Annotated in this window: 14 protein-coding genes; 10 read left to right on the top strand and 4 right to left on the bottom strand. The window is 52.8% G+C overall.

Annotated elements, in window-relative coordinates:
* Positions 1 to 6: 6 nt before the first annotated feature.
* From LJE94_04475 to typA, 8 genes are all read left to right on the top strand, one after another.
* Positions 7 to 3,486: a PAS domain S-box protein gene (locus tag LJE94_04475; protein MCG6909363.1), complete on the top strand. Its 3,480-nt coding sequence runs from the start codon at positions 7 to 9 to the stop codon at positions 3,484 to 3,486.
* A 118-nt stretch (positions 3,487 to 3,604) separates the two neighbouring features.
* Positions 3,605 to 4,000, top strand: a complete 396-nt coding sequence (locus LJE94_04470; protein MCG6909362.1) for a response regulator — start codon at positions 3,605 to 3,607, stop codon at positions 3,998 to 4,000.
* A 98-nt stretch (positions 4,001 to 4,098) separates the two neighbouring features.
* Complete coding sequence (locus tag LJE94_04465) at positions 4,099 to 4,974, top strand: universal stress protein (protein MCG6909361.1); 876 nt, start codon at positions 4,099 to 4,101, stop codon at positions 4,972 to 4,974.
* A 106-nt stretch (positions 4,975 to 5,080) separates the two neighbouring features.
* Positions 5,081 to 5,692 carry a cytidylate kinase-like family protein gene (locus LJE94_04460; protein ID MCG6909360.1) on the top strand — a complete coding sequence of 204 codons (612 nt, stop codon included), beginning with the start codon at positions 5,081 to 5,083 and terminating at the stop codon, positions 5,690 to 5,692.
* 308 nt (positions 5,693 to 6,000) lie between these two features.
* Positions 6,001 to 7,170 carry a methionine adenosyltransferase gene (metK, locus tag LJE94_04455; protein ID MCG6909359.1) on the top strand — a complete coding sequence of 390 codons (1,170 nt, stop codon included), beginning with the start codon at positions 6,001 to 6,003 and terminating at the stop codon, positions 7,168 to 7,170.
* An 81-nt stretch (positions 7,171 to 7,251) separates the two neighbouring features.
* On the top strand, positions 7,252 to 8,508 hold the full coding sequence (ahcY, locus tag LJE94_04450) for an adenosylhomocysteinase (protein MCG6909358.1): 1,257 nt from the start codon (positions 7,252 to 7,254) through the stop codon (positions 8,506 to 8,508).
* A 263-nt stretch (positions 8,509 to 8,771) separates the two neighbouring features.
* A complete protein-coding gene (locus LJE94_04445; protein ID MCG6909357.1) occupies positions 8,772 to 8,960 on the top strand; it encodes a hypothetical protein in 189 nt (62 codons plus the stop codon).
* Positions 8,947 to 10,794 (top strand): translational GTPase TypA, encoded by a 1,848-nt coding sequence (gene typA / locus LJE94_04440; protein MCG6909356.1) that lies wholly within the window; start codon positions 8,947 to 8,949, stop codon positions 10,792 to 10,794. The genes LJE94_04445 and typA overlap by 14 nt, the downstream gene beginning before the upstream one ends.
* Positions 10,795 to 11,012: 218 nt before the next feature.
* Here typA and LJE94_04435 read toward each other — a convergent pair whose 3' ends face one another.
* A complete protein-coding gene (locus LJE94_04435; protein MCG6909355.1) occupies positions 11,013 to 12,245 on the bottom strand; it encodes a hypothetical protein in 1,233 nt (410 codons plus the stop codon).
* A gap of 434 nt (positions 12,246 to 12,679) precedes the next feature.
* Between LJE94_04435 and LJE94_04430 the strand changes: the two genes are divergently transcribed.
* Together LJE94_04430 and LJE94_04425 are read left to right on the top strand one after the other, a co-directional pair.
* A complete protein-coding gene (locus LJE94_04430; GenBank protein ID MCG6909354.1) occupies positions 12,680 to 14,368 on the top strand; it encodes a hypothetical protein in 1,689 nt (562 codons plus the stop codon).
* A 70-nt stretch (positions 14,369 to 14,438) separates the two neighbouring features.
* Complete coding sequence (locus LJE94_04425) at positions 14,439 to 14,702, top strand: hypothetical protein (GenBank protein ID MCG6909353.1); 264 nt, start codon at positions 14,439 to 14,441, stop codon at positions 14,700 to 14,702.
* Between the two features lie 98 nt (positions 14,703 to 14,800).
* Here LJE94_04425 and LJE94_04420 read toward each other — a convergent pair whose 3' ends face one another.
* Genes LJE94_04420 through tatA form a run of 3 tightly spaced genes read right to left on the bottom strand, consistent with a single transcriptional unit; the run spans position 14,801 to position 16,255 of the window.
* A complete protein-coding gene (locus LJE94_04420) occupies positions 14,801 to 15,064 on the bottom strand; it encodes a hypothetical protein (GenBank protein ID MCG6909352.1) in 264 nt (87 codons plus the stop codon).
* Positions 15,061 to 16,062 carry a hypothetical protein gene (locus LJE94_04415; protein MCG6909351.1) on the bottom strand — a complete coding sequence of 334 codons (1,002 nt, stop codon included), beginning with the start codon at positions 16,060 to 16,062 and terminating at the stop codon, positions 15,061 to 15,063. The genes LJE94_04420 and LJE94_04415 overlap by 4 nt, the downstream gene beginning before the upstream one ends.
* 7 nt (positions 16,063 to 16,069) lie before the next feature.
* Positions 16,070 to 16,255, bottom strand: a complete 186-nt coding sequence (gene tatA, locus LJE94_04410; GenBank protein ID MCG6909350.1) for a twin-arginine translocase TatA/TatE family subunit — start codon at positions 16,253 to 16,255, stop codon at positions 16,070 to 16,072.
* Positions 16,256 to 16,320 lie beyond the last annotated feature (65 nt).

Genomic DNA, 16,320 nt, shown 5'->3' with positions numbered 1-16,320 from the left:
GGCAACATGACTTCCATCTTGAAAAATATCAATATCGCCATTGTCGGCGGGGGAAGATTCTGCAAGGCCCTTTTAGAAGCACTTTTCGACAGCGAAAATGGCGGCAATGGAACCCAGGTACTTGGCGTCGCCGACCCCAATCCATATGCCGTGGGACGGCTCTATGCAAAGAAAAACGGCATTTTCACCACCAGCGACTACAAGGAGCTGTACCGGTTGGAAGGCCTTCGCCTGATCGTCGAACTGACCAAAGACATTGCCGTTGGCGAGGAAATAAAACGCAGCAAACCGGCCAGTGTCCAATTCATTGACTTTTTCGAGGCCCGCGCACTGCTCGACCGCCTGCACGTCAAGAATAAAAAGCGGGACATTTTCGAAAAACTGCAACAGCACAGGGATGACTTTTCAAAAATAGAAGCGCTCTTCGACGAATTCTACACCTTCATCGTCGAAACCTCCAGGCGCAAGGACACCTACACGCTGATCAACCGCAAGGAAATTCTGGCCGGCGAAAGAGCCCTTGCGCAGATCGTGCAGGGAAGTACCATTCCCACCTTCGTCATCAACAAATCGCACACCGTGACGCACTGGAACCGCGCCTGCGAAAAACTCACCGGCTATCCGGCCACCGAAATTATCGGTACCCGACAGCACTGGAAACCGTTCAGGCCGGAAAAGCGGCCCATCATGGCCGATCTCATTCTCGACGGCGTCAGCGAAGAAGAGGTGTGGCGGTATTACGGGGCCAAATGGAATCGGTCGGAACTGATTCAAGGCGCATTCGAAGCGGAAGAGTACTTCGACCACCTGGGGGAGAACGGCAAGTGGCTTTTCTTTACGGCAGCGCCCATAAAGAATGCAGAAGGACTGGTGATCGGCGCCATCGAAACCCTATGGGATAAGACCGCAGAAAAACGCGCCCAGGAAGAACGCGAGCGCCACAACATCGAACTGAAGGAAAAAGCCAGGGAACTGGCCGCCAGCCATGAAATCATGGCCCAGATCATCCAGGGCAGCACCATCCCTACCTTCGTCATCGACAAAACACACACCATCATTCACTGGAACAAAGCCCTGGAAAACCTGACCGGGTGCCGCGGCGAGGAGATGGTGGGAACCAATAAGCAGTGGATGCCGTTCTGGGACAGCGAACGGCCGGCAATGGCCGACGTCATCTTGGACCAGACCGATGAACGTGAGATAAAAAACCTGTACGGTTCGAAATGGCGAAAGTCGGCCCTGATCGACGGTGCCTATGAGGCCGAAATCTTCTTTCCCCACCTGGGGGAAAACGGCAGGTGGTGTTTTTTTACGGCCGCACCGATCCGCTCCCCTGAAGGGGAAATCATCGGTGCCATCGAAACGCTCTGGGACAAAAGCGAGGAAAAAAATGCGCAGTTCGAGCTGGACCGCCACAACCGGGAATTGTCCCAGCAGACCAAAGCGCTTCTGGCCAGTAAAGAAGCCATGGCCCAGATCATCCAGGGCAGCACCATCCCTACCTTCGTCATCGATAGAGACCACAAGGTGACCCACTGGAACCGGGCATGCGAAAAGCTGACCGGGTTTTCCGCTGAAGAGATGGTGGGAACCAGGAAGCAGTGGAAGCCCTTCCGGCTTCAGGAAAGGCCTGTCATGGCGGACCTGGTTCTCGATGGCGTCAATGAAGAAGAGGTCTGGCGCTACTACAGCACCCGTTGGAAAAAATCGGACCTGATCCGGGGTGCCTATGAAGCCGAGGAGTTTTTCGAACACATGGGCGATGAAGGCAAGTGGCTGTTCTTCACGGCCGCGCCTCTGACCGATCCGGACGGCACCGTGGTGGGTGCCATCGAAACGCTTTGGGACAAAACCGAGGAGAAGCATGCCGAACAGGAGCAGGCCCGGCACACCCAGGAACTCGCCACCCTCTGCTCCATTTATTCGACCCTCAGCGCCCCCCTGGACCTCCAGGGAAGAATTGAAGAAGCCCTGAAGGAGATAACCAACATTTTCGCCTTCGATGTCATTTGTGTTTTTTCCCTGGAAGCGGACGGCACCTATCAGCTGAAGTACAGTTTCGGCTCCCCGGATGCCGTCTGCAGCATTGACGATCTGGAAAACGGGGAAAGCGGCATCAGCTGCATTTCTCAGGTAGGGCGCTCCGGGAAACTGGCACTTTTTGAAAATCTGGACGACCAGACGGACGCCGAAATCGAGCACTTGAAAGCGGCTGGTCTGAATTCTCTGGTTTACATCCCGCTAGTGGGCAAAGAAAACAAGGCCATCGGCGTCATTCGGGCCGGCAGCAGGAATTCCAGCCAGTTCCACACGGGTGAAAAACAGATCCTCGAACTGACCGGCAACCGTATTGGCGTGGCCATGGAGAACGCCACGCTTCAGGAAGAGATCAAACGCAGGGCCAATTTCCAGGCCAAGCTGATCCACAGCTCCAACAATGGTATTGTCGCCACGGATGCCGACTGGAATATCGTGATGTACAACCCCGAAGCCCAAAGGCTGTTTGGCTTTGCGGCTGACGATGTTGTCGGCGCCATGGATGCCCGGGACCTCCTTCCGGAAGCATTCATCACGTCCATCCAGGAAAAGGTGGAAAACAGGCGGCTGGCAGAACTTACCACTTGGAAGGAGGCGCTGATACAATCGAAAAAAGGAGAAATGATCCCGGTCAACTTCTCCTGTGCGCCGCTGTTCGAAAAAGGCCGGATGATGGGCAGCGTGGCTTTTTTCCAGGACATTCGGGAAATCAAAAATCTGCAGAGGGAGCTGCTCAATGCCGAACGCCTGGCGGCGGTGGGCCAGACGGTTGCCGGCATGGCCCACGGCATAAAAAATATACTGAACGGCTTCAAGGGTGGGCGCTACCTCGTAGACATCGGCATTGACAAAAATAACGTCGATAAGTTAAAAAATGGATGGGATATGATAAAGCGCAACATAGATCAGACCTCGGAGCTGGTCATGGACCTGCTTTCATATTCCAAGGAAAGAGAGCCTGAATATAAACCGTGCAATCCCAGTGAGATCGCCGACGATGTCTGCGAACTTGTCCGGGGAAACGCCCAGGATTATGAAATCGAGATCGTAAAAAACTTTTCCGATCAGATCGGTGAGGTAATTTTAGATCCGACCACCGTGCACCGGGCCTTGCTGAACCTAGTCGGGAATGCGATCGACGCCTGTATTTTCGACGATAGCATCGATAAAAAACATACGGTTCATGTCCGCACTAGACTTGAGGAACGCTTCGTCGTCCTTGAAGTGGAAGACAACGGTTGCGGCATGGACGAAGAGGTCAAGGAAAAACTGTTTTCTTCATTTTTCAGCACCAAGGGAGCCAAGGGCACCGGTTTGGGGCTGCTCGTGACCCATAAGCTTATCGAAGAGAATCAAGGTGAAATAGACGTCAGGTCAACCGTAGGGGAGGGTACCACTTTCACCATCAGGCTGCCCTTTTTGGTTGACGAAAAGGCAACGAATCGCTGACGCAAGGGAATGAACCGACACAAAAATGATGCCTCTCGCCCCGGGACATCACGCCAGTACCTAAATTGAGGCCGTCAGTTGAAACGCTCAGTTTAGGCCGCCCTTAGGAGGACGTTCAATGAGCCAGAAAAAAGTGCTTGTCGTCGACGACGACCCCGATGTGAGACTGTTCAACACCACCGTTGTGGAAGAAAACGGCTTTATTCCCATTGAAGCGGCCAATGGTGAGGAAGGACTGAAAAGACTGAAGGAAGAAAAGCCCGACCTGGTCATTCTCGATGTGCTGATGCCCAGGCAAAGTGGCATTCGGTTTTACCGTGAACTCAAAACCGACGCGGCCTTCAAGGATATCAACGTCATTATACTTTCAGGCATCGCCCAGAAAACTTTTTTGCGGTCTCAGAAAGCCCTGACCGAATTCGGCGGAGACGTCGTTCCGGAACCGGAAGTCTACCTGGAAAAACCGGTCGAACCGGAAGTGTTGACAGCCGCCATAAAAAAATTTCTCGATTGATGTTTGTGGCCCGACGTCAGGCTGAATTCGTAAAATGCCGTCAGGCGGCCTGTGATTTTTTCAATCGCCCAAGACATACGTAAAAGGGTTGCAACCCAATGAATATTGAAAAAGTCCTGTTCGTTACAAAATTCGAAGATCTGTGGTTCGATGCACTGGAATCGTTGATGGACCTGCGAAAGGCCTCCATGAACCATGTCGTTTTTCTCAACGTCATTCAGCGCGATAAAGTGGCCATGCGCCGCGGCAAGGGCTACGAGAAAAAGGAAGAGATCCGCTTGAGGGAAATGGCCAATATCCGCTTCATCAACTGGGCGGAAAACCTTTTCGAACAGGGAATAGAGGTCGGTGCCTACATCGTTGTGGGCGGGCTGGTGCAGAAGGTGATCATGGCCATCGAAAACGAAGGCATCGATCTCGTGGTTATCGGCAATCTGAAAAAGGGGAGATTTGAACAGTTTTACGCGCCTTCAGACATCATTGAAATCATCAGAAGGTCCGACACACCGGTACTCGTGTACAAATACAAAGCAAGCCCGGAGGCCGGCGCCGAGAAGCCCTTCGAAAGGCCGCTTTTAGCCACCTCTTTTTCCCAAACGTCCAACCAAGCCGTCGAATACCTTAAAAAATTGGGCAAGGTTGTTGAAAAAGTCAACGTTATCAATGTGGCCGAACCAAAGCTGCTCAAGGAGCCGTCGGCCATGGCCATTCAACGAACGCGTAAGGAGAGCCGCAAGAAACTCGAGGAGATCTGTGACGTGCTGATCTCTCATGGAATCGATGCCGCGCCCAGTGTGTACGTTGGGAGCCCGGTTCAAGAGATTGAAAATGCAGCCAGGGAATTCAACGCAACCATGATCATAGCGGGGACTTCCTCCAAAGACTCCTGGAGGGAACGGTTTGTCGGCAGCACCCCCCGGAAGCTGGCTGAAAACTCGGCCTTTCCGACCCTGCTGGTTCCGCCGGGCAAGTGATGGGCCGCGACAGCATCCGTATTCCCTGCAGAGGGTTGAATAGCGTGTTTACCTCAGATTTGAGGTTTAATCCAAATCCGGAAAGTGAAGTGACAAGGAGACAGCCATGGCCGTAATTACCATATCCAGGCAATTCGGGGCAGGGGGAAAAACCCTTGGTAAAATGATTGCCAACGAATTGGATTACACCTTTGCTGACAGCGATATCATTCAGCAAATCGCCCAGGAAGCCAACGTGTCCCCCCAGTGGGTCGAATCGTTCGAAAAAGAAGCCGGTACGAAACTTTCCCGCGTCATTTCCAGCATGGTGTCCCAACGGTGGATTGACCGCATCCTGAAGGATGAACGCGGGTATCTGGATGAACGAATCTATCTCGATTACCTGGTTTTGATCATCGCTAAAATGGCCGATGAGGGCGATGTGGTTTTGCTCGGAAGGGGGAGTCAGTACATTTTGAACGACCACCCCGATGCCTACCATGTATTGTTGATCGATGAACTCCAGCACCGCATCAAGTTCATCGTCGACCATTATGACGTATCCGAGAAACAGGCTGCCAGGGTTGTCAACAATGAGGAAAAACGCCGTTTCAGCCTCTACAGCAGGCTCGGGAAAAAAGACTACGACAACCCGGCGCTTTATCACCTGGTTCTCAACATGAACCGCTTCACCCTGGAGCAAGCCTGCAAAATGATCTGTGACCTCGTAAACAACTGAGGTTTACGCCGCCGGCTGCACGGGAGTCCGTCTGAAAACGAGAAGCGCCCGCCTTCCGGCCGTGGTTCGCGTCCAGCCTGCCCCGCGTCCACACCCCGGCCCAGCATATTTTTTCGATACTATCTACCAAAAAAAGGTTCGCTGTATTCGCCGGCCAATGCCCGTGCCTCAATATGGTAGATAGGCCCATATTTTTTATTATCATTGACAATCCCTTATTCTTTAACTATTTTTTTTTGTTCTGCTGGATGGTACGGCAGAAAATTCTGCCTCCCGGGGCTGAACAACCAGCGGCAAGGAGAGTACTTATGGAAAAAGAGAGCTATTTCTTCACGTCCGAGTCCGTTACCGAAGGGCATCCGGACAAAGTGGCGGATGCCATTTCCGATTCCGTTCTGGATGCCATCATGGCTCAGGATAAACGGTGCCGGGTTGCCTGTGAAACCATGGTCACCACCGGCATGGCGTTTATCGCCGGTGAAATCACAACGGAATGCTATGTGGACATCCCCCAGATCGTGCGGGAAACCATACAAAGTATCGGCTACAGCTCGTCGCGGATGGGCTTTGACTATCAAACCTGCGCCGTGATCACCAGTATCGACCGCCAGTCGCCCGACATCGCCCAGGGGGTCAATGTGGGGGAAGGGCTTTACAAAGATCAGGGGGCCGGCGACCAGGGCCTCATGTTCGGATTCGCCTCCGATGAAACGCCGGAACTCATGCCCATGCCGATCATGTACGCCCACAAACTCTGCAAGCGGCTGACCGCCGTTCGCAAAAACGGCGCCCTGGATTTCCTGAGGCCCGACGGCAAATCCCAGGTAACCATAGAGTATCTGAATGGAACCCCCCAACGGGTCGACGCGGTGATCGTCTCCACCCAGCACAAACCGGACATCTCTTACGAAGACCTCAGGGAAGCTGTCATCGAAGAGGTCATCAAGAAGACGATTCCCAGGGAAATGACCGACGGCGACACAAAGTATTTCATCAATCCCACCGGAAAATTCGTGGTTGGAGGCCCCATGGGCGATTGCGGGCTCACGGGACGAAAAATAATTGTCGATACCTATGGCGGTCAAGGAAGCCACGGGGGCGGTTGCTTTTCAGGCAAGGACCCCTCCAAGGTCGACAGGAGCGCCTCTTACATGGGACGCCACATCGCCAAGAATATCGTCGCCGCCGGGCTGGCCAAAAAATGTGAGATTCAGATTGCCTACGCCATCGGCGTGGCCGAACCGGTTTCCATCATGGTGGATCTCATGGGAACCGGTGCACTGCCCCAACGCCGCGTTAAGGAGATCGTCAAGGAGGTGTTCGATCTGCGCCCTGCGGCCATCATAGAATACCTTGATCTTCTGCGCCCCATCTATGCCAAAACCTCCGCTTATGGGCACTTCGGAAGATCAGAGCCCGAGTTTTCATGGGAGCGGACCAACATGGCGGAAACGTTGCGGGAGAAAGCCGGCATTTGAACGCATTAGAGGATGCCGGCCTGTTATTGAAAACCTGCTGCATGCCGACGACCGCTAAAATCAAAACGGGAGAAAAACAACATGAACTACGATATAAAAGATATAAAACTCGCCAAAGAGGGTGCATTGCGCATCGAATGGGCCAACCAAAATATGCCGGTGCTGAACCGGATCAAGACCAGGTTTGCCGAAGAGAAACCTTTAAAGGGCAAACGGCTGGCAGCGTGCCTGCACGTCACCACCGAAACGGCCTCCCTGATGCAGACACTGAAAGCCGGCGGTGCGCAGGTTTTTCTGTGCGCCTCCAACCCCTTGAGCACCCAGGATGACGTGGCGGCATCCCTGGTTAAAAATGACAAGATTCCCACTTTTGCCATCAAGGGAGAAAACAACAAAACCTACTACAAGCACATCAATGCCGTCATCGACCAGAAGCCCAACTTCACCATGGACGATGGCGCCGACCTTGTTTCCACGCTGCACTCGGAACGCTCGGAGATGCTCGACTTTGTTGAAGGCGGTACCGAGGAAACGACCACGGGCGTCATCCGCTTGAAGAGCATGGCTGCGGACGGCGTCCTGCGATACCCGATTATTGCGGTCAACGACGCCCAGACCAAACACTTTTTCGACAATCGTTACGGGACCGGCCAAAGCACCATTGATGGCATCATCCGGTCCACAAACAGGCTCATCGCCGGATCCACTTTCGTGGTTTGCGGCTATGGCTGGTGCGGACGGGGCCTGGCCATGCGTGCCAGGGGCATGGGGGCAAAAATAATCGTCACCGAGGTGGATTCCCTGGCGGCTCTGGAAGCCGTTATGGACGGCTTCACTGTCATGCCCATCAAAAAAGCCGCCAAAGAGGGAGATTTTTTCTGTACGGTCACAGGCAACATCAACGTGATCCGCAAAGAGCACTTCAAGGTAATGAAAGACGGCGCCATCGTTTCCAATTCGGGCCATTTCAACGTGGAACTCGACCTGGAAGGCTTGGACACCCTGGCCAAAAAGAGACGCATGATACGGGAATTCGTTGAAGAATATCAACTGGAAGACGGCCGGCGCATCAATATTCTCGGCGAAGGGCGCCTCATCAACCTGGCCGCCGCAGAAGGCCATCCCTCCAGTGTCATGGATATGAGTTTCGCCAACCAGGCGCTGAGCATCGAACACATGGTTAAAACGAATGGGCAACTGCCCCTCGACGTGCACGCGGTGCCGCAAAAGATAGATACCGCCATCGCCAATGAAAAACTGGCCGCCGTGGGCACTAAAATCGACCGCCTCACGCCGGAGCAGAAAAAATACCTGGCCTCCTGGAACATGGGGACTTGATTTCTGCGCAAGTGTAAGAACGGGAGACAACAATCAACGCCTAACCCCCCCTGTCAGGAGTCAAAGCAAAGGCCTGAGCCATTGGTTCAGGTCTTGATGTCTGGGGCTGTTCCGATTTGACCTCGCCGCGGTCGTGCTTAACTTAACCTCACCGTTTCAAAAACGCGCCTGAGGATAAATTCGGTTGCACAACGATGCGGTTCATACGGCTCAGATAAACATCAACATGGAATAAACAGTATAAAATAATGCAGAATAAGAATATGCGAAAACTAACCAGTGCGGATATCGGTTATCATGGAAGACCCATCGACACCTTGACCAGGGAGGAATTGCTGGAAGCCTTCATCGAACTGTCGCAAAAGGTGTATGAGTGCACATCACAAGATAATACATGCAAAAACCTCTTGTTAAAGGAAACATCCTCACGGTTGAATAATGACTCCAAGTAGATCTACAAATAATGGACTCCGCAATATAGCCATCATCGCCCACGTCGACCACGGCAAAACCACGCTGGTGGATGCCATGTTCCGCCAGAGTGGTATGTTCAGGGAAAACCAGGACCTGGAAGAACGGCTCATGGATACCCTCGACCTGGAACGGGAACGCGGTATTACCATCGCGGCTAAAAATTGCTCCGTCTTCTGGAACGGGGTGCGCATCAACATTATCGACACACCCGGGCATGCCGATTTCGGCGGAGAAGTCGAGCGGGCCCTTTCCATGGCGGATGGCGCCATTCTGCTGGTGGACGCCTCCGAGGGACCCCTTCCCCAGACGCGTTTCGTGCTGAAAAAGGCCCTGGAGGCCGGGCTTAAGATTATCGTGGTCGTCAACAAGATCGACCGGCAGGACGCACGGCCGTCAGAAGTCCTGGACGAAATATACGATCTGCTTATCGACCTGGACGCTGCCGACGAACAGATCGACTTTCCCCTGCTTTACGCGGTGGGACGGGATGGCATCGCCATGCGAGACCCCATCGAAGGCGGAAAAAATCTCCACCCGCTCTTCGACACCATTATTGAAGAAATACCGGGACCGACCTACGATCCCGGGGCCCCCTTCCAGATGCGGGTATCCGATCTGGGATATTCCGACTACGTGGGGCGTCTGGCTGTCGGAAAAGTCTTCAACGGCAAGGCGCGTTCCCGTGACAGCCTCGTGTGCATCGGCGAAAAGGACCTGGTAACCCCGTTGAAGGTGTCGAAGCTCCAGGTATACAACGGCATGAGCCTGGTGGACATCGAGGAGGTGCAGCCGGGCGATATCGTCGTGCTCGCAGGCATCGAAAATGTCACCATAGGAGACACCATTTGCAACCGTGAACGACCCGAAGCGCTCCCCCGGATCAGTGTGGACGAACCCACGGTGTCCATGAAGTTCACCATCAACAACTCCCCCTTTGGCGGTAGAGAGGGAAAATATGTCCAGTCCAGTCGCCTTAGAAAACGCCTGCACAAGGAGTCGCTTCTGAATGTCGCCGTCCAGGTGGAAGCGGGCGGGGACAGAGACAGCCTCCTGGTCAAGGGCCGGGGGGAATTTCAGTTGGCCATCCTCATCGAAACCATGCGGCGCGAAGGTTACGAATTTTGTGTGGGCCGCCCGGAAGTCATTTTCAAATATGAAAACGGACGCAAGCTGGAACCTTTGGAAAAACTATTCGTCGACTGCGAAGAACAGTTCCTCGGCGTCGTGACGGAAAAGCTTTCCCTGCGCAAGGGCAAGATGACCAACCTGACCAACAACGGCAACGGCCGCGTGCTGATCGAATTTTCCGTACCGGCCAGGGCGCTGATCGGCTACCGGGACGAATTCCTGACGGACACGCGCGGTACGGGCATCATGAACGCACTGTTCGACGGCTACGGCGACCACAGGGGCGAATGCCCCAGCCGATTTACCGGCTCCATCGTTGCGGACCGCCAGGGCCATGCCGTGCCGTATGCCCTGTTCAATCTGGAACCCCGCGGCAGGCTCTTTGTGGAGCCCGGCAACCCAACCTACGAGGGCATGATCATCGGAGAGCACAACCGCGGCCAGGACATCAACGTGAATCCCTGCAAGGAAAAGAAACTGACCAACATGCGCGCCGCGGGCAAGGATGAAAACGTCATTTTGTCACCCATCAGACCGGTTACCCTGGAGCAGGCCATCAGTTTCATTCGTGAAGACGAGCTGGTGGAAGTTACCCCTAAATCGCTGCGGATGCGCAAGGCCATTCTCCCCGCCCAAAAACGCCACCTGGCCGACGTCGCTCAAAAAAAAGAGCGGAGTGTTTGACACAGGTCGAACAATACACCTACATTATAATCGGAATCAGATCCGCCTTCGAAATCAACCGCAAATAAACGACGATCTTCTTTTTCCGGAAAACGACCTGCGTGGCAACGTTATTTTCAGCTACATCGGCCTCAACTTGTACGCCAGGGTCTTCTTTTTATTGTAATTCTCCGCTGCCCGCAGAACGGGATGCATCTACCTCGACCTTGAAATTTGCATTATTGCATGTACTCCCGGATGGAAACCAGACCCTGCACCTCGAAATTTTTTACCCGGCTGTACTTTTTAACGATCTCCAGGGCCTGACGGTTCAGGGCTTTCTGACCATCGTCGACCGACACCCGGAAACCTTCATAAAACGGCCCCATCCAGATGGGCTCCCCCTCGTAGGTATCGTGAACCTGGGCAAACGGATGGGCCAGCAGCCACCGGATCTGGGCCGTGGTTACGGCATCTTCCGGCATGGCCGCCATGAAGGCTTCCAACTCGATCAGATCGTCTTCGACCAGGTTGTTCCAGCCCAGCATGAAGTTGGCGTTTATTCTCAGGCCATACGCCTTGGACAGGTGTAAAAATTCCAACAGCTCGCCTGTGGTGAAGCCTTTGCCGGCATACTTCAGCATCCGATTGGAGGGGAACTCCATACCGAACCCCAACACCAAATTGGGGATGTTGCCGTCCAGCTGTTTCAGTGCATATTCCAGGGCACGGGTTTCCACGCTTCCCGACCGAATGAACATGCGGTAGTCGAGGTCGTCACGGTTGGGAAGCACAGGAAGCACCTCTCTTAAAAACTTGGGGGTAATCGAGCCTGTGTTCAAACGAACGATCTTCACGCCTGCGTGGTCGACGTCGGCGAATTCGCAGTCGATGCGCTTTCGTTCCCGGAAAACCTCATCGGCGTGCAGGGCAATGTTGCAGTAGATGCATTTTTTCCAATAGCAGCGGTTGTCCAGGGTATAGGAAAAGTAGATCCTACTGTTCGATGAGATATCGTCCGGCAGGGCCAATTTCCATTTACCGCTGAAATTCGGTACCCCGAACCAGTCCTCCAGACTTTTTCCGGTAATCGTCAGGTTTTCAGGAAGGACGACATTCTTGTCAACCGCTACGTACACCGGGTTCCATTCCCCCTTGACCATCGTTCTCTCGGCAGCCACCGGTCCGCCGACGACAAAATCAATCTCAGGATATGCCTTGGCCCAAATATAGGCCTGGTAGAGGTGATTGCTGTAAATCGCGCTGATATATATCCTGCCCTTGTCGATGGGCAGCTTCCGGTCAACGTAAGTGGCATCGTCATACCATTTGCTGCGGTCCGTTTCGTGTTGGGTCCAGTAAAAATCACCCTTGCTCAGGCAGAGGTCATAGGTATCGGAATAACCGTTGCAAAGATCGTAATAAGACTCCTTGATCTGGTTGTAAAACTGCAAAAAGAGTGTGTCCGGCATACAGCATCCTTTCGTTGACTCCCGGCTGACCCTTCCTGTCGCCACGTCGATTGTCGGTGCCTCATTGCTTGCATCCGAATGGACCGCTGGCGGCTTGGCGCCGGAAAAATTCAATACGGAATCCTAAGGTTGAGGAGAACATAGGCAATAAACCCCACAGGGTCAACCCCGTGGTTGATTTCATCAGAATGATCACCTATATTGACCGCAACATTGCAAAAGCCTTGAAGAAGCCTCAACATTATATACACGTTGCCATGTTGTTTATGCAACCATGAGGGTGAATTGTTGTGGGCTGCCCTTTCACACGCCGCCAGATAGAAAGGCGAGGTGGATATGTCCCTGTTGACACGCACCCTACCCTTGGAAAAGCTGAAAAGGAACGATGGAAAAAAGATGACCCTTCCAACGCAGATCATACAGGGAGACACGCCATGGAAGAATTGACCGATTCCCAGAGGGCTCGGCACGCTATAAGGGAGTTCAAGACCATCACCGATGCCTTGGCGTTGCGCGGATTCTACCGCTTGTCCGGAAAGCTGGGCCGGGAGCTCGAATCCTGTTTGAAAAATCTCAGCCCCGAGATTTACGGATCGATGAACGATCCCAGGATCGTGGAACTCAAGGGACTGGAGTACGTGCTGGACCGGCTGCCCAGAGGCATTGAGGAATGCAACCGGATCATCCTGACAGAAGAAGACCCTTTTGAAAATTCCGAAGCCGAAAGGATCGAACCCTTCAAAAGGCGGAGGACAGCCTATCGGGTCAGCACCAACGAAATCTGTATCGTCATTTCCAGAGGGCTGAGTGAGATCTACGACATTCTCACGCACCTTACCTTTTTGTACAGCGAAGCAAAAAAAATTTTCACCCGCATGAAAACGGAAACGAACGTGCAGACCATCGAGTGGCGGTCGCTGGAGAAAACCATGGAGGTCATCGAAGCGTTGGATGGCAACCGGCGGGACCAGGCCCTGTGGAACCTCAGCCTCATCCTCGGACGTCCTTATCAGGAAACACGCGAAACATACGACTACCTGGAAAAAGTGAAAAAGGAGCACAGCAGCAACAACGGCCTTTTCTCCACCATATACCAGCTGGGCAAACGCATCGATGAAGAAAACGCTTCCCTGGACGATGCCGTCGTTGTTTACCTGACCCCCTCGCTGATCAACATCATCGGCCGCCAGAAATACGGCATTCAGTGGGCCGGAGACATCAAGACCCAAATGCAGCGTCTCAACCTTTTGGGCCGCCCGCTGCACATAATCAGTGCCAACCTGCACAGTGTGGTCAATTTGTTATACGGATATGCCGCCTTCAAGGCACAAAATCGATCAGATATGGCAGAAACGCCTCTGTATGATTTTTGCTACCACATCCGCGATATGCGGCAGGCGGTTGTCAACAAAGGCAAAGCCCACGGCCTGTATGAGCTTACCGATCATTCCGGCACTCACGTCGACTGCCAGTTGATAGACACAGCGATGCTCGAAGGCCTGGAATGGCACCCGGAATTGGGTTTCGATCCCTCTGAACTGCCCGGGGAAAAACCTGTTCTTCTAGTTATGGACTATGCCTTTGGAGCCCAGGCATTTGAAATAATGGAAAATATCCTGCGCCCTTTCACCTACGACAACACAACCCGCTATATGAATGTCAGATCCATTTCCGTCATGGGCAAAGCCGGCATCCTGGCAGGAGAAAAAGGCGACATCATGCTGGCGACAGCCCACGTGTTCGAAGGCACCTCCGACAACTACATTTTTGAGAACGAACTTACCCGGTCGGACTTCAGCAAGGATGTGAATGTCTTCATCGGTCCGATGGTTACGGTCCTGGGAACCTCACTCCAGAACCGGGACGTTCTGGAGCGTTTCCAATCGGACTGGAAGACGGTCGGGCTGGAAATGGAGGGCGGCCATTATCAACGTGCAATCAGCGCCGCGATCATCAAGGGCAACATCGCCAACAAAGTCAAATTGAGATACGCCTACTATGCCTCCGACAATCCTCTGGCCACTGGAAACACCCTTGCCGCAGGTGCCATGGGAAGGGAAGGGGTCAAGCCGACCTACATGATTACCAAAGTGATTCTTGAAAAAATATTCTCGCACGAGTAAGGTGGATTATACCGGCACCAAATGGTAAAATGGAAATCTCCAAACCTCGTCGTATTACCGGAGAGGGGTTATGAAAAAAATAACTGTACTCATTTTCGCGCTTGCCGTCGTGGTTACCGCATGCGCTACCGCGACCTACCACCCCACCAAACCGCGCTCTGAATGGGGCAGTGACCACAGGGATTGCGAAAGGCAGGTCAGGGCCATTATAAGGGAGGACCCCGATATTTACGGGGATGACATCGGCCGGGATTTTTCCTTCCACAACCACACCGAGGAACAGCGCATGATTAAAGAGTGCATGCGCCGGAAGGGGTGGAGAAAGAAACCGTAGGGCGCGGATCACAGGATGTCTGCTATGGGTTGCCCATGACAGATCGGCATCATTCTATACTGTAAAATGCGCCATCTTTTTTTAATCAACCCGTTTCTTCAGGCGTCGATTCTGGCGGGAACCCACTTTGCCCCACCCCCTGTTGCGGTGTCGATTTTTACCCAGAATGTAAACCCGATCTGCAGCAGATTGAGCTCGTGCAGAACCAGTTCCCGGGGCATGATCCTGTCCGGAACAGACGCTTCAAAGCGATCGGTTTCATATGCGCTATCATCCGCCAGCCCGAACGCCTGCCCGGTATAAACACTAAGAATCTGATCTGGTTTCAATTCGCTGTTGTCCAGCCGGTTGACGACTTTCATCCAATCTCCTTAACGTACATGGTAACGCCCGGGGACTGGTCCTGCCTTGCAGCGTATCGCGGGAAAAGCCCCCTGCTGAAGCCCATTCGTTTGTACAATCTTCCCAGCTGGGGATTGCTGGTCAGGGAGATAAAACACCGGTATCCTTCTACGGCCATTTTATCTATAAATGCGTTGATTGTGAATACACCCACCCGTTGATTGATGAATTTTGTAGAAATGGCGACAGCCCCCAGTTCTACGGTTTCGTCATCGATGACCTTTTTTTCGACACACCCCACGATGATACCGTCGATCTTGGTTACATAGAATGCATCCCTTTTTTCCTGGATATATTCGAGGCTGCGCGGTTTTAGATACGACTCGTGCTTGTACATGTTCAGGATGCCGAATATAATCTCGACTTCGCGCCGAGTGGCGACAACGCTGAAAGATTCCTCGAAATTGTTGGCGATCAGGGTTCCGGATCCCTCGATGGTGAACAGTTCGTGTTTGATACTATGCTTTCCAGCTGGCAGGATGTGCGCACGTTCGCATTGGCCGCTGTCTATCTTGCGGCAGATCTTTTCCAATGCGTCCCTGAAATTGACGTTGGCAATGAAGTCGGTATAACCGCCGAACGCCTCCATGAATCTGCCGGTGTTGATGGCGTTGATTTTAACGCCCTGATGGTCCATCAGAAATTTTCTTTCCAGGAAGATAAGCTTGTGCACATGCGGTTCGAAATCGAGAACAAAGTTATAGAAATCGATATCCGGCAGGACTTTTACGATTCTGGTTTCCGGCAACCGGGATGACAGTTCTCGAAAATGCTTCTGGTTGGAAAAACGGTTGGGCATGTTGTGGAAGAGGATCGTATGGACCCCCTGCCGGTTTAGAAATTTTATATCCGCTATGATGTCTTGGAAATGATCTCTGAGGATGCCTTCCCTGCAGGCAATACAAACAGACTTGCCTGCAAGGGTTTTTGTATATTCTTCTATATAGAGCTTTGGCAATGGGGGATTAGGCTTCTTTTTTTTCCTCTTCGATTTTTTCTGCTTCTTTTCTCTCGGCTTCAGTGGTAGCGCTTTTGAAATTCTTTATGGCTTTTCCCATTCCACCGCCGATCTCCGGCAGTTTTCCTGCACCGAAAATGATGAGAATGATGACAAGGATGATAATCAGTTCGGGCATACCTATTCCAAACATTCAAACCTCCTGTGCGGAACCCCCGCCACCGCAGATCTTTTTTCTTGAACCGCAGCAACCGGGTA

This window comes from Deltaproteobacteria bacterium (assembly GCA_022340465.1).
In the GTDB taxonomy this organism is placed as follows: Bacteria; Desulfobacterota; Desulfobacteria; order Desulfobacterales; family B30-G6; genus JAJDNW01.
The sequence above is the reverse complement of the archived record's forward strand: the minus strand, read 5'-3'. Positions and strand labels throughout refer to the sequence as shown.

Bases quoted from the DNA above. Each gene is read 5' to 3' on its own strand.
- LJE94_04475 (MCG6909363.1), top strand. From the start codon at position 7: ATGACTTCCATCTTGAAAAATATCAATATCGCCATTGTCGGCGGGGGA.
- typA (MCG6909356.1), top strand. From the start codon at position 8,947: ATGACTCCAAGTAGATCTACAAATAATGGACTCCGCAATATAGCCATC.
- LJE94_04460 (MCG6909360.1), top strand. From the start codon at position 5,081: ATGGCCGTAATTACCATATCCAGGCAATTCGGGGCAGGGGGAAAAACC.
- metK (MCG6909359.1), top strand. From the start codon at position 6,001: ATGGAAAAAGAGAGCTATTTCTTCACGTCCGAGTCCGTTACCGAAGGG.
- tatA (MCG6909350.1), bottom strand. From the start codon at position 16,255: ATGTTTGGAATAGGTATGCCCGAACTGATTATCATCCTTGTCATCATT.
- LJE94_04465 (MCG6909361.1), top strand. From the start codon at position 4,099: ATGAATATTGAAAAAGTCCTGTTCGTTACAAAATTCGAAGATCTGTGG.
- LJE94_04430 (MCG6909354.1), top strand. From the start codon at position 12,680: ATGGAAGAATTGACCGATTCCCAGAGGGCTCGGCACGCTATAAGGGAG.
- LJE94_04435 (MCG6909355.1), bottom strand. From the start codon at position 12,245: ATGCCGGACACACTCTTTTTGCAGTTTTACAACCAGATCAAGGAGTCT.
- LJE94_04420 (MCG6909352.1), bottom strand. From the start codon at position 15,064: ATGAAAGTCGTCAACCGGCTGGACAACAGCGAATTGAAACCAGATCAG.
- ahcY (MCG6909358.1), top strand. From the start codon at position 7,252: ATGAACTACGATATAAAAGATATAAAACTCGCCAAAGAGGGTGCATTG.
- LJE94_04425 (MCG6909353.1), top strand. From the start codon at position 14,439: ATGAAAAAAATAACTGTACTCATTTTCGCGCTTGCCGTCGTGGTTACC.
- LJE94_04470 (MCG6909362.1), top strand. From the start codon at position 3,605: ATGAGCCAGAAAAAAGTGCTTGTCGTCGACGACGACCCCGATGTGAGA.
- LJE94_04445 (MCG6909357.1), top strand. From the start codon at position 8,772: ATGCGAAAACTAACCAGTGCGGATATCGGTTATCATGGAAGACCCATC.